Consider the following 20549-nt stretch of genomic DNA (forward strand, 5'->3'; position numbering starts at 1 on the left):
GCGGCTCCCGGGCCCGCGCCCGGCCGCTGCGCGGAGCCAGCCCCACCCCGCCCCTTCCCGAAACCGGTGGGCTCCGCCCCCGGATCCCCCACACCGCCGCTCCGCGACGGTCGCCTCAAACGCCGGCTGGGCTGGGTATGCCGACCCGGCGACGGTCGCCTCAAGCGCCGGCGGGGCTGGGCCGGGCAGCGCCCCCGGGGGTCAGGCCTCCAGGGCGGGTTTCAGGGGCATGGTGTAGAGCTCGGTGTTGTTGTCGTCGGAGAGTTTGACCTGCTCCACGCCGCCCTCGAGGAGGTCCTTCCAGACCTCGCCGATCCAGGACTCCGCATCCCCCTGAGTGGTGAACTCCTCCGGCACCACGGAGGGAGCCACCTCCGCACCCGCCGCGTCCTCGAACCGCCACGTCCACGCCATGTACGCCTCCGTTGTTCGTTCCGCCGGTCGCCGCCGGTGGGTACGTGATGCCCGTTCGGGCGGTCCGTACGCCAGTCCGGCCTGCCCGCAGCGTAGCCGGGCGCGCACCACTTGCACCGACGCGGGAGGATCATCCTCGTGGAACTGACTCTCCTCGGCACCGGCGCGCCCGACGGGCTCCCCCGGTCAGGCTGCCCCTGCGCCACGTGCGCCGTCTCCGTCGGCGCCCGGGCGCGCGCGGCCACCGCCCTCCTGGTGGACGGTGCGCTGCTGCTCGACCTCACCCCCGGCGCCGCGCTGGCCGCGGCCCGGGCCGGGCATTCGCTGGCCGGCGTCCGGCAGGTGCTGCTGACCCATCCGCACGACGGTCCGGCGGTGGAGCTGCCGGCCGGGCTGCCGTCCGCGGTCCGGGTGCCGGACGGCCGCGAGCTGGCGGTGATCAGCGGGCACCGGGTGCGGGCGGTGGCGATGGACTCCCCCGGCACCGGCTACGAGGTGACCGGCCCGGACGGCGAGCGGCTGCTCTACCTGCCGCCCGGCGGGGCGCCGGCCGGCGCCGGGGAGCCGAACGGCAAGCCGGTCCGCCCGTACGAGATGGTGGTGCTGGACGCGGTGGGGCGGCCGGACGCGCTGGCCCGGCTGCGGGCCGGCGGGGCGGTGGGGCCGACCACCGACGTGATCGCCGTGCACCTGGGCCACGACGTGCCGCCCGGCCCCGAGCTGGACCGGCGGCTGGCCGCGGCCGGGGCCCGCACCGTGCCGGACGGCGCCACGCTGGTGGTCGGCGAGTACCACCTGGTACCCGACCTGCCGCGCCGCACCCTGGTCCTGGGCGGCGCCCGCTCGGGCAAGTCCGTGGAGGCCGAGCGCCGGCTGGAGGCCTTCCCGCTGGTGGAGTACGTGGCCACCGGCGGCACCCGGGACGGGGACGCGGACTGGGCGGCCCGGGTCGCCCTCCATCGCGACCGGCGGCCGGGCACCTGGCGCACCACGGAGACCTGCGAGCTGGTCCCGCTGCTCGCCGCGGACGGTCCGCCGCTGCTGGTCGACTGCCTGGCGCTGTGGCTGACCGACGCCATGGACCGGGCCGGGGCCTGGGACGACGCGGTCTGGGCGGCGACCGGCCGGGAGCAGCTGGAGGAGCGGACGGCCGCCCTGGTGGCGGCGGTCCGGGCGGCCCGGCGGACGGTGGTGCTGGTCTCGAACGAGGTGGGGTCCGGGGTCGTCCCGGCCACCCCGGCCGGCCGTCGCTTCCGGGACGAGCTGGGCCGGCTGAACGCCGCGGTGGCCGCCGAGTGCGAGCAGGTCCTGCTGGTGGTCGCCGGTCAGGTGCTGGTGCTGCGCGGCTGACGGCCGCGGGCCCCGGGAGCCGTCCGCCCCGCAAGATCCCCGGCCGGGGCCGGGCGTTCGTCCGCCGCCTGTACTGTTCGGCAGATGACCAGGCTGAACCTCGACGACTTCTCCGATCTGATCGAGCGGCCCGACGCGGGCGTACGGCGTGACGCCGAAGAGCGCCGTGAGCGGCTGGCCGTACCGCCCGGCGCGCTGGGGCGGCTCGACGAGCTGGCCGAGTGGCTGGCGGCGGCTCAGGGCCGGGTACCGGTCACCCCCGTCGCGCGCCCCCGGGTGGTGCTCTTCGCGGGCGACCACGGCGTCGCCTCGCTGGGCGTCTCCGCGGGTCCCGCGGGCGGTGCCCACGAGCTGGTGCGGGGGGTGCTGGACGGCGGGGCGCCGGTGGCGGTGCTGGCCCGGCAGCTGGGCGCGGGCGTCCGGATCGTCGACGCCGGTCTGGACTGCGACCCGGAGCTGCTGCCCGAGGAGGTCAGCGCCCGCCGGGTGCGGCGGGGCTGCGGCCGGATCGACGTCGAGGACGCGCTGACCGCCGAGGAGGTGGACGCGGCCCTGCGGCTGGGCATGGCGGTGGCCGACGAGGAGGCCGACTCCGGCACCGACCTGGTCGTCCTCGGCGACCTGAGCGTGGGCGGCACCACCGCCGCCGCGACCCTGGTGGCCGCGCTGTGCGGCACCGACGCCTCGGTGGTGACCGGCCGCGGCGGCCGGCCGATCGACGACCTGGCCTGGATGCGCAAGTGCGGGGCGATCCGCGACGCGCTGCGCCGGGCCCGCCCGGTGCTGGGCGACCAGGTGGCGCTGCTGGCCGCGGTCGGCGGGGCGGACCTGGCGGCGATCACCGGCTTCCTGCTGCAGAGCGCGGTGCGGCGCACCCCGGTCATCCTCGACGGGGTGGTCTCGGCGGCCTGTGCGCTGGTCGCGCAGCGCGCCGCCTTCCGGTCACCGGACTGGTGGCTGGCGGGTGCGGCGAGCGGCGAACCGGGACAGGCCAAGGCATTGGACCGCATGGCGCTCAACCCGTTGCTCGACCACGGCGTCACAGTAGGAGAAGGGACCGGGGCACTGCTCGCCCTGCCCCTCGTACAGGCCGCCGCCGCCCTTGCCGCGGAGCTGCCGGTACGGGAGGCGGCGGCGGAGTGACATCCCGGGGAAGCGGTCCCGACCAGGCCGCCGACCCGGGCTCGTACATGAGCGACTCTCACACCTGAGTGTGTCTCACATGCGGGACGATGCCCCATATCATCGTTTTTCATGGGAGAAGTCCGCTTGGCTACCGTAGACACCGAACGCGTTCCCGGCCGTGAGGGCGGCCGGGACCCGCGCGGGGAGGACCGCGATCCGGTCCGCAGCACCGCCCGGTCCCGCCGCACCGCCGGCTTCGCCGTCTGGTACCTGCGCACGGTCGCGTTCCTCAACTTCCTCAGCGCCGTGTGGGTGTCCTTCGGCGCCGACCTGCGGCGCCACAACGCCAACGACTTCTACACGCCGTACATGCTGACGGCCGGCTTCGCCTCCGGGCTCTTCACCCTCTTCATGGCGATGACCATGCGGCGCCGCAAGCGGGCCTCCTGGATCCTCAACCTGGTCCTCAGCGGGCTGCTGCTGCTCGGCCTCTGCTTCGTCTTCACGATTTCGGAGGACATCCGCCGGCACGCGCAGAACTGGGTCTCGCTCGGCCTGACCCTGGTCTTCGTCGTCGCACTGCTGCTGAGCCGGCGCGAGTTCTACGCCAAGGGCGACCGGTCCAACCCCAAGCTGGCCGCCGCGGTCGCGGTGCTCGGCCTGCTGGTCACCTCGCTGGTCGCGGCCCTGCTGGTGGGCGCCACCAACACCACCCCGGACGCGCCCGGCTCCTCCTTCATGCACCGCTGGCACTACGGCGTGGTCCGGCTGGTCACGCTGGAGACCGACGCCTCGCGGTACCCGGGCATCAACACCCCCGGCTGGGTGGACGTGGCCATCAACGTCATCTCCACGCTGCTCCTGCTGGCCGTGCTGTACGCGGCCTTCCGCTCCCGCAAGGCCGTCGACCCGCTGACCGAGGAGGACGAGGAGCGGCTGCGCGCCCTGCTCGCCAAGCAGGGCGACCGGGACTCCCTCGGCTACTTCGCGCTGCGCCGCGAGAAGAGCGTGATCTGGTCCCCCACCGGCAAGGCCGCCATCGCCTACCGCGTGGTCGGCGGGGTCTCGCTGGCCTCCGGCGACCCGATCGGCGACCCCGAGGCCTGGCCGGGGGCGATCGAGCCCTGGCTGGCCGAGGCCCGCGAACACGGCTGGGTGCCCGCGGTGATGGGCGCGAGCGAGGAGGCCGGCACGATCTACGCGCGGCACGGCCTGGACGCCCTGGAGCTGGGCGACGAGGCGATCGTCGAGACCGACGAGTTCACCCTCGAGGGCCGGGCCATGCGCACCGTCCGGCAGGCCTACAACCGCGTCAAGCGGGCCGGCTACACCGTCCGGATCCGGCGCCACGCGGACATCCCGGCCGAGGAGATGGACGAGCTGCTGCGGCGCGCCGACGACTGGCGCGACGGCGCCACCGAGCGCGGCTTCTCCATGGCGCTGGGCCGGCTGGGCGACCCCGCCGACGGCCAGTGCGTGATGCTGGAGTGCACCGACGGGAGCGGCGAGCTGCGGGCGCTGCTGTCCTTCGTGCCCTGGGGCCCCAAGGGCCTGTCGCTGGACCTGATGCGCCGTGACCGGGACTCCGAGAACGGCCTGATGGAGTTCATGGTCATCGAACTCCTGGAACGCTCCAAGGAGATCGGGGTCACCCAGGTCTCGCTGAACTTCGCGATGTTCCGCTCGGTCTTCGAGCGGGGTTCCCGGCTGGGCGCGGGCCCGGTGCTGCGGCTGTGGCGCTCCCTGCTGAGCTTCTTCTCGCGCTGGTGGCAGATCGAATCGCTGTACCGGGCGAATGCGAAATACCGGCCTATCTGGGAACCGCGGTTCATGCTCTTCGAGAAGAGTTCCGACCTGCTGCGCATCGGTGTCGCCGCGGGCCGGGCCGAGGGCTTCCTGGAGGCCCCCGGACTGCCGAAGTGGCTGCACCGCAGACATCTGGAGACCAAGCGTTGAGGGAGTTCGTCCGCCGCGAATGGGGCCCGCTGTACGGCACCGTCCGCGACGCGCTCGTCACCCGGCGGTGGCGGGCCGTGCCGATGACCCTGATCGCGGTCGCCCTGACCTCCTGCTTCCAGATCGTCCAGAACCAGTCCTGGGGGCTGCGGCCGGTCCAGGACATCGGCTTCGTGCACGCCACCGACCCGATCGGGCCGGCCCTGCTGCGCACCCCCCTCTCCCTCTTCGTCCCGGCCCTGGACCTGCCGGTGTGGGGGGCGCTGGCGCAGATCCTGCTGGTCTTCGGGATCGCCGAGATCTGCATCGGCTGGTGGCGCACGCTGCTGATCGGGTACCTCGCCACGCTCGCCGGGACCATGTACGCCCGGGTGGGGATCGCGCTGGGGCCCGACCACCCGCTGGGACTGCCCGAGTCGGACAAGCTGGTCAACGACACCGGGCCGTCGGCCGCGGTGGTGGGGCTGGCGGTGTACGTGTGCTGGCGCTACCGGGCGTACCTGACCGGGGGGCTGGTGGTCCTCGGGATGGTCGGCGAGGTGCTGCTCAAGGACAACCTGGCGGGCAAGGAGCACCTGGCGGCCATCGCCGTGGTGCTGCTGGTCATCGCGGTACGGGTGGCCTGGCGGGGGGTGCCGCCGCGGCCGGTGGTGCCGCCGGCCGGAGCGCCGCGCCCCGGTGCGCCGGGACCGGGGGCGACGGGACCCGCCGGGCCGGGCCCGGGCCCCGGTGCCAGGACGTAACGTGTCGGGGTGAGCACCCCCCTGTCCCCCGGGCTGACCCCCGGACTCGCGCCCACCCGCCAGTGGATGCGGCGCCATCCGCTGGCCACGGACGCCGTCCTGGCCCTGGGCGTGCTCGTGGCCATGGTCCTCGGCTCCTTCGTGGAGCCGCCCGGCAGCTACGAGGCCGGCTTCCGGATGCGCTCGCCGGACCTCGTCGGGGTGGTCCTGATGCTGCTGGGCGCGGCCTCGCTGGTGCTGCGCCGCCGCCGGCCGATGCCGGTGCTCGCGGCCACCGGTGCGCTGTCGCTGGCCGAGCTGCTGTCCGGGCCGCCCCGGGCGCCGGTGCCGATGTGCGCGGTGGTCGCCCTCTTCACGGTCGCCGCCCGCACCGACCGGCCCACCACCTGGCGGGTGGGACTGCTGACCATGACCGGCCTGACGGCGGTGGCCATGCTGGCCGGGCCGCTGCCCTGGTACGCCCAGGAGAACCTGGCGATCTTCGCCTGGACCGGTATGGCGGCCGCCGCCGGGGACGCGGTCCGCAGCCGGCGGGCCTTCGTCGACGCGATCCAGGAGCGGGCCGAACGCGCCGAGCGGACCCGTGAGGAGGAGGCCCGGCGGCGGGTGGCCGAGGAGCGGCTGCGCATCGCCCGGGACCTGCACGACGTCGTCGCCCACCACATCGCCCTGGTCAACGTCCAGGCAGGGGTGGCGGCGCACGTCATGGACAAGCGGCCCGACCAGGCCAAGGAGGCGCTGGCGCACGTCCGCGAGGCCAGCCGGTCGGCGCTGAACGAACTGCGGGCCACCGTCGGGCTGCTGCGCCAGTCCGGCGACCCGGAGGCCCCCACCGAGCCGGCCCCCGGACTGGCCGTCCTCGACGAGCTGGTGGAGACCTTCCGGCACGCCGGGCTGCCGGTCGAGGTGGCCCGGGACCGGACCGAGGCGCCGCTGCCGGCCGCGGTGGACCTGGCCGCCTACCGGGTGATCCAGGAGGCGCTGACCAACGTCCGCAAGCACGCCGGGGCCGGCGCCCGGGCCGAGGTCAGCGTGGTGCGGGTGGGCCCGACGGTGGAGGTCACGGTCCTCGACGACGGCGGCGAGCCGGCCGACCGGGCCCCCGACCCGGGCGGCGGGCACGGCCTGCTCGGGATGCGGGAGCGGGCCGGCGCCCTGGGCGGCACCTGCACGGCGGCGCCCCGCTTCGGCGGCGGCTACCGCGTCCACGCCGTCCTCCCGCTGCCCGCCGGCGCCTGACGGAACGCGCCGCGCCGGGAGTTCAGCCGGCGGTCACCCGGGGGTCGGCGGGTGCTCACGTGGACCGGATGGGATCCAGCAGCCTCCGCACACCCGACCGATCCCGATGGGCCCCCTCATGCGACGACGCATCTCCTCCTCCGCCGCGGCCCTGGCCGCCGCCGCCCTGCTGGCCGGCGCGGCCGGTGCCCCCGCCGCGGCCGACCACCGCTCCCCCGCCGCCGCGCCCGCCACCACCAAGCACCCGTACGAGCCGGGGCAGCGGCCCTGGACGCTGCCGCGGCCGCCGGCCGGGTACACCGCCGTCTTCACCGAGAACGTCTCCCGGCACGGCTCCCGCGCCCTGAGCGACTCCGAGGACGGCGACCTGCTGCTGGCGTTGTGGCAGCGGGCCGCCGACGCGGGCGCCCTGACCCCGCGCGGCCAGGGCTTCGCGGCCGAGGTCCGCTCGCTGCTCGACGCCAACGCGAAGGTCGGGTACGGGCAGCTGACCGGCCGCGGCAAGCGCGAGGCGCGGCAGACCGCGGCCCGGATGAAGCAGCGGCTGCCCGGGCTGTTCGCGGCCGTGGCCCGGGACGCCGGGAACCCGGCGGGCGCCGGGACCATCGACGTGGTCAGCTCCGGCCAGACCCGGGCGGCCGACACCGGCGCCGCCTTCGTCGGGGGCCTGGTCGACGGTGACCCGGCGCTGGCCGCCGCGGTGACCCCGGCCCGCAAGGACACCGCGCTCCTCTACTTCCACAAGGCGCCCGAGAACGCGGACTACCGGGACTACGTCGACCACGACCCGCGGCTGGCCGCCACCCTGGCGGGGATCCGCGACCAGGACCGCAGCCACCGGGCCGCCCGGCGGGTGCTGGAGCGGATCTTCACCGCGCCCTTCGTCGACCGCGTCGCGGCCGGGGAGTTCGGCGGCGACGAGATCGGCGCCGCACAGGCGGTGTTCAACCTGTACAGCGTCACGCCCGCGCTCAGCGACGAGGGCCGGTGGCACCTGGACCGCTACATCGGTCCGGCCGAGGCCGCCTGGTTCGGGTACCTCGACAACGCCGAGGAGTTCTACAGCAAGGGCCCCGGCTTCACCGGCTCGGACATCACGTACAAGATGGCCGGGGTGCTCCTGGACGACCTGTTCAAGAAGCTCGAGGCCAGGCGGGCCGGCACCGGCGGGCTCGCCGCCGAGCTGCGCTTCACCCACGCCGAGGAGGTCATCCCGCTGGCCGCCCTGATGGGGCTGCCCGGCAGCACCGTCCAGGCCGCCGCCGACCGCCCGTACACCTACGCCGAGAACCCCTGGCGGGGCGCCACCGTCTCGCCGATGGCCGCCAACATCCAGTGGGACCTCTTCCGCAAGGGCGACAGCTTCCTGGTCCGGATGCTCTACAACGAGAAGCCGACGGCCTTCAAGCCCGCGTGCCGGCCGGTGGCGGGGCACAGCTCCTTCTACGCACTGGACGAGCTGGAGCGCTGCTTCGGACGGACCGGCCGCTGACCCGGCTCAGCAGGTCCGGCGCCAGGGGCCGAGCTCGTACCTCTTGACGAGGGAACTCAGCCCCAGGCGCCGGGAGTCGGCGCAGAAGCGGCTCGCCGGCAGCTCGTACTCGGCGTGGAAGACGGCCTTGCCGGCCTTGACGAAGGGGGTCAGCCGGTCGCACTCGCCGTACTGGGCGCACTGTTCGTTGACCGCGAAGTCGAACTCGCCCACCAGCTGGGGGATCTGGTCCAGGTCGTTCTTGAGGCCCACGGCCAGCCCCCGGCGGTGGGCGAGGCGGGCGATCAGCCGGTTGTAGCGGAGCTGGTCGGCGGCGGTCAGGGGGAAACCGGAGCCGTTCGCGTACCCGTCCATGTTGTCCGGCTCCACCGCGTCGAAGCCCTTGGCCCGGCACATGTCGATGCGGGCGGCCATCAGCGGCTCCAGCACCTCGGTGCGCCGCACGTCCAGCCAGCGCTCGCCCGCCCAGCCGTCGCCGTGCCCCAGCAGGGCCTTCGGGAAGGCCCCGGCGTCCGGGCGGAACTCCTCCCAGGCGCCGGTGTTCAGGTAGCAGATGACCTTGCGGCCCTTGCGGTGCAGCTCGGCGACCTCCGCCGCGGTGGTGGTGAAGGCGTCCACGTCGTAGACCGGGGCGTCCACCGACAGGTCGAGCCGGCCGCTGAGCTGCCACTGCCAGCCGGTGCCCGGGCGCGGCTGCCACCGCGGGCCCGGCGTCCCGGTCGGTGGCGGTACGGAGGCCGAGGGGCCCGGGGCCGGACCCGGCGGGCCGTCGCAGCCGGCGAGGGCGGCGAGCACCAGCAGCAGGGCGGCCACCGCCCGGCGGGCCCTCACCGCGCCCCTTCCAGGGCGGAGGGCAGGCTGCACCAGGGATGCGTACCGGCGCCGGGCACCGCGCAGTGCACGGCCGCGCCGCGGGACAGGGCCAGTTCGGCCGCCGGGGCGCCGTCCGGTACCCCGTACACCAGGTGGCAGAACCGCTCGGGCGAGTGCGCGCCGGTCCACTCGGGCACCACGGCCTCCTGGTAGGCGTCCCAGGGACCCTCGAAGGTCACCAGGACGTCGGCCAGTTCGGCGTAGCCCGGGTGCGGGTGCGCGCCGTGGTTGAGGACCAGGGTGCGCGCCCCGGCCGCCCGGGCAGCTACCGCCAGCCGCCGGTAGTGGGGCAGGAACTCCCCCTCCCCGGCGGCCTGGTCGAGGAAGGCGCCGTCGGTGCCGTACCAGTCGCGGTAGCGCAGCAGGTCCCCGACCACCTCGCCGTGCGAGCGGCGGCCGTAGTCGGTGTCCACGTACCCGACCACCGGGACGCCCGCGTCGCGCAGCCGGTGGGTGACGGCCAGGAAGCCGGAGTCGGCCCCGGGCCCGGGCCCGCTGTCGGGGTTGAGGACCACGGCCCGCAGCCGGTCGGCGGACCGGATCAGGGCCTCCCAGTCCGCGGGCCGGTCGGCGGGATGCTCGTAGAGCGGCACCAGCAGCATGACGTCCTTCTTTGTTCGGGGACCGTTCGTCATCGGTGCGCAGTAGCCCGCCCCAGCAGGACGCAGACCAGCCCGGCCAGCGCCGCCGCGGCGGCGGCCGCCACCACCAGCTGGACCAGCCGCGGATGGGCGGCGCCGGTGAGCAGCGCGGTGCTCTGGACCACCGCGGCGGCCCCGCACACCCCGGCGGCGATCCGCACCGCGCCGAAGGACTGGAGCAGCAGCCCGGTCCACATCACGGCCCCGAGCAGCAGCAGGGTGACCAGCCGTACCCCGGCCAGCCCCGGCGAGCCCGGCCACAGCAGGGTCCCGGCGACGCCCAGGGCGAGCAGGACGCCCAGGTAGCAGGTGAGGCATTCGGCGAGGGTGGTGAGGGTGGCCCGCCAGAAGGCGCCGGTGGTGCGGGCCGCCCGCAGCCCGGCCAGGCTGCCGCTGCGGAAGCGGTGCAGCAGCCACTCGGCCGGTCCCATGCTGAGGGTGAGCGCCACCGCGGAGGGCGCGGCCACCGCCTCGGCCGGCCCGCCGGCCAGCACGTCCCCGAGGGCCGCGTACAGCACCAGCAGGCCGGTGCCGAGGCCGAAGACGCCGAAGGGCACCGAGTCGGCCAGCCGGGGGCCCCGGGGCACCGGGCTCTCCTCGGCGCCCCGCAGCATCCGCCAGTGCACCGCGTCCCGGTCGCGCCGGGCGGCGGCCCGGCCGCGGAGCCGGGCCCGCAGCGACCGGACGCCGGCGGCCACCGGCAGCTCCCGGACCGCGAGCGTGCAGGCGGCCAGCAGGGAGGCGGCCAGCAGCCCGACCCGCAGCGGCACCGGCATGCCCACCGCCAGCGCGACCGGGGCGCCCAGCGCCATGGGCGACAGGGCGAGCAGCAGGACGCGTTCGCGGCCCATGACGAGCAGCACGGTGGCCGCGCCCACGTAGAGCGACTGCCCGGCGGCGAAGGCCACGCAGAAGGCGGGCCCGGGCACCGCGAGGGCGGCGGCCGTGCCCAGCAGCGCCCCGGCCGGGGCGCCGACGAGCAGGGTGCGCCCCGCCGCTGCCCGGTCGCCCAGGCCGAGCCAGGAGTAGGCCCGGTGGGACAGGGTCTGGTCCCAGACCCAGCCGATCAGCGCCCCGGCCAGCAGGGTGAGGGTGCCGGCGGGCAGCCCGAGCCGGTCCCGGGGGCCCTCCAGGAGCGGGGCGCCCAGGACGTACGCGAGTCCGGGCAGCGCGAAGACGAAGCCGCGCAGCAGACAGGCCGTCAGGGAGACCCGCCAGGGGTCGGCGGGCGCCCCGGCCGGCTCGGTGAAGCGCCGGGGCACCTTCTCGTACAGGTCCTCGGCGAGGGTGAAGGAGTCGGGGCGGCCGTAGGCGAGGCGGATGTGCTCGTCGGTCATGCCGTCGGACTCGAGGACGGCGGCGATCTCGTCCGGGTGCACCGCCCCGGCGACCAGGGTGCCGAGCCGGTCGGCCAGTTCCTCCATCGGGTCGGCGGGCGGCGGTCCGGCCGGGCGGCGGGGCCGCGGGATCACGGGCAGGGCGTCGTCCACCGAGCGGGCGCCCGGGGTCAGCCACAGCGGCCCGCTCACCAGAGGGAACCGTCTGCTGCGAGCTCCCGGCACCAGGGGTCGGCGACGGGTACCGGCCAGCCGGGGCCGCTGATGCGGGGGACGGCCGGGGTGCCGGCCAGCTCCCGGTAGATGTGCCGGAAGCCGTCCACCGACTGGTGCAGGGTGAACTTCTCGACCACCCGCTTGCGGGAGAGCCGGCCCAGCTCGGCCCGGCGCCCGTCGTCGCGGAGCAGTGCGAGGGTGGCCCTGGCCATCAGTTCCGGTTCGCGCGGCGGCACCACCAGGCCGGTGTCGCCGACCGCCTCGCGGACCCCGCCGACATCGGTGGAGACGGTGGTCCGGCCGCAGGACATGGCCTCGATGATGCTGAAGGGGAAGCCCTCGCTGATGCTGGAGAGCATCACCACGCTGCCGGCCGCGTAGGCCTTGGCGACCTGGGTGATCCGGCCCTCGTAGGTGATGCCGTCGCTGACGCCGAGCTGGGCGGCGAGCTTCTCCAGGCGCATCTGGTAGTCCTCGCCGCCGGCCGGGACCGGGCCGAACAGCCGCAGCCGCAGCTCGGGGAGTTCGGCGCGGATCAGCGCGTAGGCCCGGATCAGGGTCTCCAGGTCCTTGATGGGGTCGATCCGGCCGCACCAGCTGAGGGTGGGTACCTCCGGTTCGGGGCCGGCGTCGGGGAAGAGGTGCGGGTCGACGCCGTTGTAGACGGTGCGGATCCGGTCCGCGGGGGCCCCGCCGCGCTCCTCCCAGCGCCGGTTGTACTGGTTGCAGGGGGTGATCAGGTCGGCCTCGCGGTAGCCCTCGGAGTTGAGCTGGCGGTAGAAGCCGAGCAGCAGGGCCTTGACCGGGTAGCGCTGGGCCTGGCTGCGGTAGCCGAGGTAGCGCTCGCGCAGGTAGATGCCGTGCTCGGTGAGGAGGAAGGGGACCCCGTCGAGGTGTTTGGCGGCCAGTGCGGGCAGGGTGGCCAGGCCGCTGCTGACGGCATGGGCCACGCAGTCCCTGGGGATCCGTACGGCCAGCGGGCGCAGCGCGTGCTCGAGCAGGTCGCCCGCGGTGAGGGCGTCGTGGATGGTGGGGCCGGCGCCGGCGACGGCGAGGCCCGGGCGGGTCCACACGTCCATCAGGACCCGCAGCACGGACTCGGTGCGCAGGGCCGCCGACAGCCGTCCGGTGCGGGCCAGGGCGGCGAACTCGCGCAGCGCGCCGGGGAACTCCCCGGCGGCGGCGGGGTCGAGGAGGGAGGTGACGAAGCGTTCGTAGGTGGCGGTGAAGCGGCGGTGGGCGCGGCCGCGGAGCGCGGTGCGGCGGGACCTGCCGGGCGGGGGTCCCCAGAGGGGGACCGCGGTGTGCCGGTAGACGTTGCGCGGCAGTTCCCAGGTGACGGGCTCGCGGCCGGTGCCGGTGAGGGCGACGACGTTGAAGTCGACCTCCGGCATGCCGCGGACCAGTTGGTCGCACCAGGTGCTGACGCCGCCGTGGACGTGTGGGTAGGTGCCTTCGGTGAGCATGGTGACGTGACGCCCATGGCTCATGTGCTGTGTCCCCCCAGGACTCAAAGGTGCCGGCGCCCCGGTTGCGGGTGCGCCGGCGAGGTGGTGCAGGCAGGGTGGGGTGGGGCGGACGGGCCGGCGGCCCGCCCGGATCAGCTGGGCAGTTTGAGGGTGACGGCGGACTGCAGCAGGTCGGGGTTGGTCCAGGCCGAGCGGTTGCCGGCGTAGGCGGTGCCGAAGGCGGTGGTGCCGAGCAGCTGTTGCTTGCGGGTGCCCTCGGGGGCGGTCACCGGGGCGTCGACGCCGGCCGGGGCCTTGACGGTGACGGTGGTGCCGATCCGGTAGGCGGTGACCTTGCCGTCGGCGAGGGCCTTGTCCCAGGCGGCGCGGCGGGTCAGCTCGGCGCCGAGGTCGCGCTGGCGCTGGTTGACCAGGGGGGTGTTGGCGGCGAACAGCGACTGGTAGGTGGCGAGGACGTCGTTGAGCACCGGGTAGAGGATGCGCTCCTCGGCCAGGTTCGACTGGTGGACGTAGTGCGGCCGCGGGTCGTTGCCCAGGACGTGCCGCAGGGCCGTGCGGGCCTCCTGCGGGACGATGTACGAGCTGTAGCCGTCGGCGGTGTCCAGCGGCTGGGCCATGCAGGTGGAGGCCGGGTTGTCCTCGCAGATCCCGCTGCCGCCGGCGGCCTTCGAGGTGTAGAGCCAGTTGTACTCGTCGGTCATCTCGGCGGCGGTGCCCGTGTTGTAGTACACGTTCATCGGGTAGCGCGGGACGGTCTGGGCGTTGCCGACGGCCCGCTGGCCGGGCTCGCGGGAGCTGTCGCTGGCGATCCAGCGGACCCCGGTGTCGGCGAGGGCGCCGGCCAGGTTGGGGTTGTCGACCGGCTGCTGCGGGAGGGTCTTGAGGCCCGAGTGCTCGCCGGTGACCAGTTCGGTGCGGTCGATCGGGAGGCCCTTGGCGGCGGCCCAGTTGTTGTTGTCGCGGATCTGGCCGGCGATCTCGGAGCGGCTGACCCACTGGGTGGCGCCGGCGGCGGTGGCGGTGCACTTCCAGGGCACGACGGAGACGTCCTGGACGCAGCCGAGGAACGGGTGCGTGTAGGTGTGGTTGATCCACCGGTACTTGGCCCGGTCCGCGACCAGTTGGGCGGCGAGGGCGTCGGTGCCGCCGTTCTCGGTCTTCCACTCCTCCCCGGCGCCCGCGTTGTAGACCATGTCGAGGGTGAAGCCGTGCGCCTGCTGCCACTGGGCGGCGTACTGGGCGTCGGCGGCGGTCATCCGGATGGTGCTGCCGGTGTCCTCCTCGCTGCCCGCGCAGTCGAAGTCCCCGGGCGTGCAGTTGAGCGTGGGGTTCCAGCGCGCGTCGGGGGCGAAGACGTCGTCGACGTGGACGGCGAAGTAGTTGCGGGACTGGCCGAGGTGGACGCCCTGGGTGAGCCAGTCGACCATGCCGCGGGCCAGCAGCCGGAACTGCTTCTGGTACTGGTTGTAGCCGAAGGTGACGACCAGTTCGGTGCGGCCGTCGTGGGTGTACTCGCCGACCATCGAGGCCCGGCCGCCGTCGACGGGGGCGTCGACCAGGCTGGTGTAGCCGGTCCGGGGGCGGCCGAGGTAGCCGTAGCTCTCCGGGATCAGGCTCGAGTTGTCCTCGAAGGTGAACTGACCCGCGAGGTAGCCGAAGGCACCCGCCTTGCCCGCGGCGGTGACGGCCGCGGTGGTGCCGTCCAGGACCCCCGCGTAGCCGCCGCTGTCGGTGTAGTCCAGGCCGACCTCGGGGTGCGCCCAGGTGTACGCGTCCACCTGGCGGATCCCGTACTGGGTCTCGTACGCGGCCAGCGCCGCCATCTCGGCGGAGCCCTCCCCGAAGGGGTTCTCGTTGGGCAGCACCACCCCCTGGTACTTGGCGCGCGGCCGGCCGTCGACCGTGTCGGCGAGGAAGGCCGCGTTGATCACCGGCCGTCCGGCGTCCGCCAGGGCCAGCTTCTTGAAGGGCACCCCCGAGTTCTTGAGCTCGCTGGTGATCGCCTCGACGGAGCTGCCCCCGTCGTCGACCACCAGCACCTGCAGATCGATCCGGGGCGGTACGACGGCGGCCCCCGCCGTCGCCGTGGGCACCGCCACCGAGGCGAGCACCGCCGCCGCGCAGACCGCGGCCGCCCGGTTCATCCGGTTCCTGTTGACCATCGTGGCCTTTCCCCCCGCAGCAGCCCCCCGGCACCGGCCCTGGCGGGGGCCGTACGGGTGAGGCTCTGTGGAAATCATGCAAAGGAACCCCGCGTCCCCTTGCGAGAGTGGCTTGAGTGTCGCGGACCTCGTCAGGTCTAATCGGCAAACCTGAGGCAGAGACCACAGATGGGTGAACCGCGCCGCCTTTCGGTCGAACAACCTCGCCAACCGAGTAGGGGCGTACGGGTGGGCCCCGGCGCGTACGCTCGTTTCTGCCAGGCGTCGGGCCGGAATACGATCGCTGAACACGGCCGGCGACCCCGACGTGCTGCAGCCCCCCGAAATCACATGGAAGCGAGACCTCACCACCGTGACTGCTCTGACTCTCAGCACTGCCGGCGCTGCGACGCTGCGCGCCGACGCACTCGTCGTGGGCGTCGCCAAGGGCCCCAAGGGTCCGGTCGTCGCGCCGGGCGCCGAGGCCGTGGACCAGGCGTTCGACGGCAAGCTCGCAGGCGTCCTGGACGCCCTGGGCGCCTCGGGCGCCGACGGCGAGGTCACCAAGCTGCCGGCCCCCGACGGTCTCAAGGTCCCCGTCGTGCTGGCCGTGGGCCTGGGCAGCGCCCCGGAGAAGGACGAGTCGTACGACGAGGACGCGCTGCGCCGGGCCGCCGGTGCGGCCGCCCGCGCCCTGCACGGCGCCAAGAAGGCCGCCTTCGCGCTGCCGCTGGAGGACGCCTCCGCGGTGACCGCCGTGGCCGAGGGCGCGCTGCTGGGCGCGTACGCCTTCACCGCCTACCAGGGCGGCGAGAAGAAGGACGCCAAGAAGGGCCCGCTGGCCGAGGTGGCCCTGCTGGGCGCCAAGCCCCGCGACAAGGAGCACAAGGCCGCGGTCGAGCGCGCCAAGATCGTCGCGACCGAGGTCAACATCGCCCGCGACCTCGTGAACACCCCGCCGAACGACCTCACCCCCGAGGCCTTCGCCGCGGTGGCCCAGGCCACCGCCAAGGAGATCGGCGTCAAGGTCCAGGTGCTGGACGAGAAGGCCCTGCTCAAGGGCGGGTACGGCGGCCTCATGGGCGTCGGCAAGGGCTCCGAGGCCCCGCCGCGCCTGGTGAAGCTCTCCTACACGCACCCCAAGGCGGCCAAGAGCCTCGCCTTCGTCGGCAAGGGCATCACCTACGACTCGGGCGGCATCTCCCTGAAGCCGGCCGGCCACAACGAGACGATGAAGTGCGACATGGCCGGCGCGGCCGCCGTCTTCGCCTCCGTGGTCGCCGCGGCCCGCCTGGGCCTCGAGGTCAACGTCACCGGCTGGCTGGCGCTCGCCGAGAACATGCCCTCCGGCTCCGCCACCCGCCCCGGCGACGTGCTGCGCATGTACAGCGGCAAGACCGTCGAGGTCCTCAACACGGACGCCGAGGGCCGCCTGGTCCTGGCGGACGCGCTGACCAAGGCCTCCGAGGACCGTCCGGACGCGATCGTCGACGTGGCGACCCTGACCGGCGCGATGGTGCTGGCGCTGGGCAACCGCACCTTCGGCATCATGGCCAACGACGACGCCTTCCGCACCGCGATCCACGAGATCGCCGAGGAGGTCGGCGAGGCCTCCTGGCCGATGCCGCTGCCGGCGGACATGCGCAAGGGCATGGACTCCCCCACCGCCGACCTGGCGAACATGGGTGAGCGGATGGGCGGCGGTCTGGTGGCCGGCCTCTTCCTCCAGGAGTTCGTGGGCGAGGGCATCACCTGGGCGCACCTCGACATCGCGGGCCCGGCCTTCCACGAGGGCGCCGCGTACGGCTACACCCCCAAGGGCGGCACCGGCTCCGCGGTCCGCACCCTGGTGCGGCTGGCCGAGCGCACCGCCACCGGCGACCTGGGCTGACGAGGCCCCGCCCGGCGGCCGGACGGCCGGCCGGCATGATCGCTTGAGAAGAACAGGGCCCCGGACTGAGGACCAGTCCGGGGCCCTGTTCACTCTCGACGAAATCCGTCGCTGGTCCGTACGTTTCTACCCGCCGGTCACCCCTGTTTCGGGCGGATCGGCCCACCGCACCCCGGGCCCGGCGTCCCGTCTTCCCTCGACAAATGCGAAGATGGGTTCTCGGCAGGACAGGGCCCCCACCACAGGGCCGAAGAAAAGCGGCCGAATACCAGCCGCCGCCCGGTCACGGAAGGCCGGTGCCCGGCGCACATGCATGGAGGACGTGACGTGGCGAACGACGCCAGCACCGTTTTCGACCTAGTGATCCTCGGCGGTGGCAGTGGCGGCTACGCCGCGGCGCTGCGGGCCTCGCAGCTGGGTCTGGACGTTGCCCTGATCGAGAAGAACAAGCTCGGCGGCACCTGCCTGCACAACGGCTGCATCCCCACGAAGGCCCTGCTGCACGCGGGCGAGATCGCGGACCAGGCGCGCGAAGCGGCCCAGTTCGGTGTCAAGGCCTCCTTCGAGGGCATCGACATCGCGGGCGTGCACAAGTACAAGGACGACGTGATCGCCGGCCTGTACAAGGGCCTGCAGGGCCTGGTCGCCTCCCGCAAGGTGACCTACATCGAGGGTGAGGGCCGCCTCTCCTCCCCGACTTCCGTCGACGTCAACGGCCAGCGCATCGAGGGCCGCCACGTCCTGCTGGCGACCGGCTCCGTGCCGAAGTCGCTGCCGGGCCTGGAGATCGACGGCAACCGCATCATCTCCTCCGACCACGCGCTGGTGCTGGACCGCGTCCCGCAGTCCGCGATCATCCTGGGCGGCGGCGTCATCGGCGTCGAGTTCGCCTCGGCGTGGAAGTCCTTCGGCACCGACGTCACCGTCATCGAGGGCCTCAAGCACCTCGTGCCCGTCGAGGACGAGAACAGCTCCAAGATCCTGGAGCGCGCGTTCCGCAAGCGCGGCATCAAGTTCAACCTCGGCACCTTCTTCCAGTCGGCCGAGTACACCGAGTCCGGTGTCCGGGTGACCCTGGCCGACGGCAAGACCTTCGAGGCCGAGGTGCTGCTGGTCGCCATCGGCCGCGGCCCGGTCTCCCAGGGCCTGGGCTACGAGGAGCAGGGCGTCGCGATGGACCGCGGCTACGTCCTGGTCGACGAGTACATGCGCACCAACGTCCCGACCGTCTCGGCCGTCGGCGACCTGGTCCCGACCCTCCAGCTGGCGCACGTCGGCTTCGCCGAGGGCATCCTCGTCGCGGAGCGGCTGGCCGGCCTGAAGGCCGTCCCGATCGACTACGACGGCGTGCCGCGGGTGACGTACTGCCACCCCGAGGTCGCCTCCGTCGGCATCACCGAGGCCAAGGCCAAGGAGATCTACGGTGCGGACAAGGTCGTCGCCCTCAAGTACAACCTCGCCGGCAACGGCAAGAGCAAGATCCTGAAGACCGCGGGCGAGATCAAGCTCGTCCAGGTCAAGGACGGTGCCGTGGTCGGCGTCCACATGGTCGGTGACCGGATGGGCGAGCAGGTCGGCGAAGCCCAGCTGATCTACAACTGGGAAGCCCTGCCGGCCGAGGTCGCGCAGCTCATCCACGCGCACCCGACCCAGAACGAGGCGCTCGGCGAGGCCCACCTGGCCCTGGCCGGCAAGCCGCTGCACGCACACGACTAATTTCAGTCACGGGCGCGACGACCACTTCCGCACTTTCGTAAGGAGCAACTGAAACCATGTCGGTTTCCGTAACCCTTCCGGCGCTCGGTGAGAGCGTCTCCGAGGGCACTGTCACCCGTTGGCTGAAGGCCGAGGGCGAGCGCGTCGAGGCCGACGAGCCGCTGCTCGAGGTGTCGACCGACAAGGTCGACACCGAGATCCCGGCTCCCGCCTCGGGCATCCTGGCGTCCATCAAGGTCGCCGAGGACGAGACCGTCGAGGTCGGCGCCGAGCTGGCCATCATCGACGACGGCTCGGGTGCCGCGGCCCCGGCCGCCGCTCCGGCCGCCGAGCCGGCCGCGGCTCCGGCCCCGGTCGCCGAGGCCCCTGCGGCCCCGGCCGCCCCGGCCCCCGTCGCGGAGGCCCCGGCCTCCGGTGCAAGCACCGGCTCCACTGGAGCGGCTGACGCCGCGCCCTCTGGTGCTGCCTCCGGCACCGATGTCGTGCTCCCCGCCCTGGGCGAGTCCGTCACCGAGGGCACCGTCACCCGCTGGCTGAAGTCGGTCGGCGACAGCGTCGAGGCCGACGAGCCGCTGCTCGAGGTCTCGACCGACAAGGTCGACACCGAGATCCCGTCGCCGGCCGCCGGCACCCTGCTGGAGATCCTGGTCGGCGAGGACGAGACCGCCGAGGTCGGCGCCCGTCTCGCCGTGATCGGCGCTGCGGGCGCGGCTCCGGCCGCCGCTCCGGCTCCGGCCGCCCCGGCCCCGGCTGCCGCTCCGGCTCCGGCCGCGCCGGCTCCGGCTCCCGCTGCCCCGGCCGCTCCGGCGCCGGCCCCGGCCGCCCCGGCCCCCGTGGCCGCTCCGGCTCCGGCCGCCGCTCCGGCGCCGGCTCCGGTCGCCGCCCCGGCTCCGGTGGCTCCGGCCGCTCCGGCCGCGGTCTCCGGCGACGAGGGCGCGTACGTGACCCCGCTGGTCCGCAAGCTGGCCTCGGAGTCCGGCGTCAACCTGTCCTCGGTGACCGGCACCGGCGTGGGTGGCCGGATCCGCAAGCAGGACGTCCTCGCCGCCGCGGAGGCCGCCAAGGCCCCCGCCGCCCCGGCCGCCGCTCCGGCTGCCGCCAAGGCCCCGGCGCTGGAGGTCTCGCCGCTGCGCGGCCAGACCGTCAAGATGACCCGCATGCGCAAGGTCATCGGCGACAACATGATGAAGGCGCTGCACTCGCAGGCGCAGCTGACCTCCGTGGTCGAGGTGGACATCACCAAGATCATGAAGCTGCGCGGGAAGGCCAAGGACTCGTTCCTGGCCCGTGAGGGCGTCAAGCTCTCGCCGATGCCGTTCTTCGTCAAGGCCGCGGCCCAGGCGCTGAAGGCCCACCCGGTCGTCAACGCCCGGATCAACGAGGACGAGGGCACCATCACCTACTTCGACTCGGAGAACATCGGCATCGCCGTGGACTCCGAGAAGGGCCTGATGACCCCGGTCATCAAGGGTGCGGGCGACCTCAACCTGGCCGGTATCTCCAAGGCCACCGCCGATCTGGCCGGCAAGGTCCGCGGCAACAAGATCACCCCGGACGAGCTGTCCGGCGCGACCTTCACGATCAGCAACACCGGCTCGCGCGGTGCGCTGTTCGACACGGTCATCGTGCCCCCGAACCAGGTCGCCATCCTGGGCATCGGTGCCACGGTCAAGCGCCCGGCGGTCATCGAGACCCCCGAGGGCACGGTCATCGGCGTGCGCGACATGACCTACCTGTCGCTCTCGTACGACCACCGTCTGGTGGACGGCGCGGACGCCGCCCGCTACCTGACCGCGGTCAAGGCGATCCTCGAGGCGGCCGAGTTCGAGGTCGAGCTCGGCCTCTGATGGCGCCGGGCTTGTAACGAGCCTCACCGTCGGCGCCCCCGCCCGGAGCAATCTACGGGCGGGGGCGGACCCGGAAAGTCTAAGCAAAAGTAACCAACT

The 20549-nt window shown here is 74.0% G+C and carries 15 protein-coding genes; 9 read left to right on the forward strand and 6 right to left on the reverse strand.

Features of this window, described 5'->3' with window-relative positions; all coding sequences use genetic code 11:
• Positions 1 to 201: 201 nt before the first annotated feature.
• Entirely contained in the window at positions 202 to 414 is a 213-nt protein-coding gene (locus AB0O40_RS33340; RefSeq protein WP_365049255.1) for a hypothetical protein, read from the reverse strand.
• Positions 415 to 552: 138 nt separating this feature from the next.
• On the opposite strand from AB0O40_RS33340, the gene AB0O40_RS33345 reads away from it, so the two are divergent.
• From AB0O40_RS33345 to AB0O40_RS33370, 6 genes are all read left to right on the forward strand, one after another.
• Positions 553 to 1764, forward strand: coding sequence for a bifunctional adenosylcobinamide kinase/adenosylcobinamide-phosphate guanylyltransferase (locus AB0O40_RS33345; protein WP_365049256.1), 1212 nt, complete (start codon positions 553 to 555; stop codon positions 1762 to 1764).
• 84 nt (positions 1765 to 1848) lie between these two features.
• A complete protein-coding gene (gene cobT / locus AB0O40_RS33350; RefSeq protein WP_365049257.1) occupies positions 1849 to 2907 on the forward strand; it encodes a nicotinate-nucleotide--dimethylbenzimidazole phosphoribosyltransferase in 1059 nt (352 codons plus the stop codon).
• Between the two features lie 126 nt (positions 2908 to 3033).
• Positions 3034 to 4845, forward strand: a complete 1812-nt coding sequence (locus AB0O40_RS33355; protein WP_365049258.1) for a phosphatidylglycerol lysyltransferase domain-containing protein — start codon at positions 3034 to 3036, stop codon at positions 4843 to 4845.
• Positions 4842 to 5588: a hypothetical protein gene (locus AB0O40_RS33360; RefSeq protein WP_365049259.1), complete on the forward strand. Its 747-nt coding sequence runs from the start codon at positions 4842 to 4844 to the stop codon at positions 5586 to 5588. Before AB0O40_RS33355 ends, AB0O40_RS33360 begins: the two co-directional genes overlap by 4 nt.
• Before the next feature lie 66 nt (positions 5589 to 5654).
• Entirely contained in the window at positions 5655 to 6827 is a 1173-nt protein-coding gene (locus AB0O40_RS33365; protein WP_365049269.1) for a histidine kinase, read from the forward strand.
• A 118-nt stretch (positions 6828 to 6945) separates the two neighbouring features.
• Entirely contained in the window at positions 6946 to 8319 is a 1374-nt protein-coding gene (locus AB0O40_RS33370; RefSeq protein WP_365049260.1) for a histidine-type phosphatase, read from the forward strand.
• Positions 8320 to 8325: 6 nt separating this feature from the next.
• On the opposite strand, the gene AB0O40_RS33375 is transcribed toward AB0O40_RS33370, so the two are convergent.
• From AB0O40_RS33375 to AB0O40_RS33395, 5 genes are all read right to left on the reverse strand, one after another.
• Positions 8326 to 9150: an endo alpha-1,4 polygalactosaminidase gene (locus AB0O40_RS33375; RefSeq protein WP_365049261.1), complete on the reverse strand. Its 825-nt coding sequence runs from the start codon at positions 9148 to 9150 to the stop codon at positions 8326 to 8328.
• The gene (locus AB0O40_RS33380; RefSeq protein WP_365049262.1) at positions 9147 to 9827 is read right to left on the reverse strand and encodes a spherulation-specific family 4 protein; all 681 of its coding nucleotides are present in this window, start codon (positions 9825 to 9827) and stop codon (positions 9147 to 9149) included. The genes AB0O40_RS33375 and AB0O40_RS33380 overlap by 4 nt, the downstream gene beginning before the upstream one ends.
• The gene (locus tag AB0O40_RS33385) at positions 9824 to 11362 is read right to left on the reverse strand and encodes a hypothetical protein (RefSeq protein ID WP_365049263.1); all 1539 of its coding nucleotides are present in this window, start codon (positions 11360 to 11362) and stop codon (positions 9824 to 9826) included. Before AB0O40_RS33385 ends, AB0O40_RS33380 begins: the two co-directional genes overlap by 4 nt.
• Entirely contained in the window at positions 11359 to 12876 is a 1518-nt protein-coding gene (gene pelF, locus AB0O40_RS33390; RefSeq protein WP_365049264.1) for a GT4 family glycosyltransferase PelF, read from the reverse strand. The genes AB0O40_RS33385 and pelF overlap by 4 nt, the downstream gene beginning before the upstream one ends.
• Before the next feature lie 110 nt (positions 12877 to 12986).
• A complete protein-coding gene (locus tag AB0O40_RS33395; RefSeq protein ID WP_365049265.1) occupies positions 12987 to 15017 on the reverse strand; it encodes a hypothetical protein in 2031 nt (676 codons plus the stop codon).
• Between the two features lie 352 nt (positions 15018 to 15369).
• On the opposite strand from AB0O40_RS33395, the gene AB0O40_RS33400 reads away from it, so the two are divergent.
• The 3 genes from AB0O40_RS33400 to sucB all read left to right on the forward strand — a co-directional run bounded on the left by AB0O40_RS33400 (position 15370) and on the right by sucB (position 20450).
• Positions 15370 to 16887, forward strand: coding sequence for a leucyl aminopeptidase (locus AB0O40_RS33400; RefSeq protein WP_365049266.1), 1518 nt, complete (start codon positions 15370 to 15372; stop codon positions 16885 to 16887).
• A gap of 327 nt (positions 16888 to 17214) precedes the next feature.
• Positions 17215 to 18603 carry a dihydrolipoyl dehydrogenase gene (gene lpdA, locus AB0O40_RS33405; protein ID WP_365049267.1) on the forward strand — a complete coding sequence of 463 codons (1389 nt, stop codon included), beginning with the start codon at positions 17215 to 17217 and terminating at the stop codon, positions 18601 to 18603.
• A gap of 56 nt (positions 18604 to 18659) precedes the next feature.
• On the forward strand, positions 18660 to 20450 hold the full coding sequence (sucB, locus tag AB0O40_RS33410) for a 2-oxoglutarate dehydrogenase, E2 component, dihydrolipoamide succinyltransferase (RefSeq protein ID WP_365049268.1): 1791 nt from the start codon (positions 18660 to 18662) through the stop codon (positions 20448 to 20450).
• Positions 20451 to 20549: the final 99 nt, after the last annotated feature.

Origin of the sequence: Streptomyces sp. NPDC089919, from assembly GCF_040684615.1 — a bacterium.
In the GTDB taxonomy this organism is placed as follows: Bacteria; Actinomycetota; Actinomycetes; order Streptomycetales; family Streptomycetaceae; genus Streptomyces.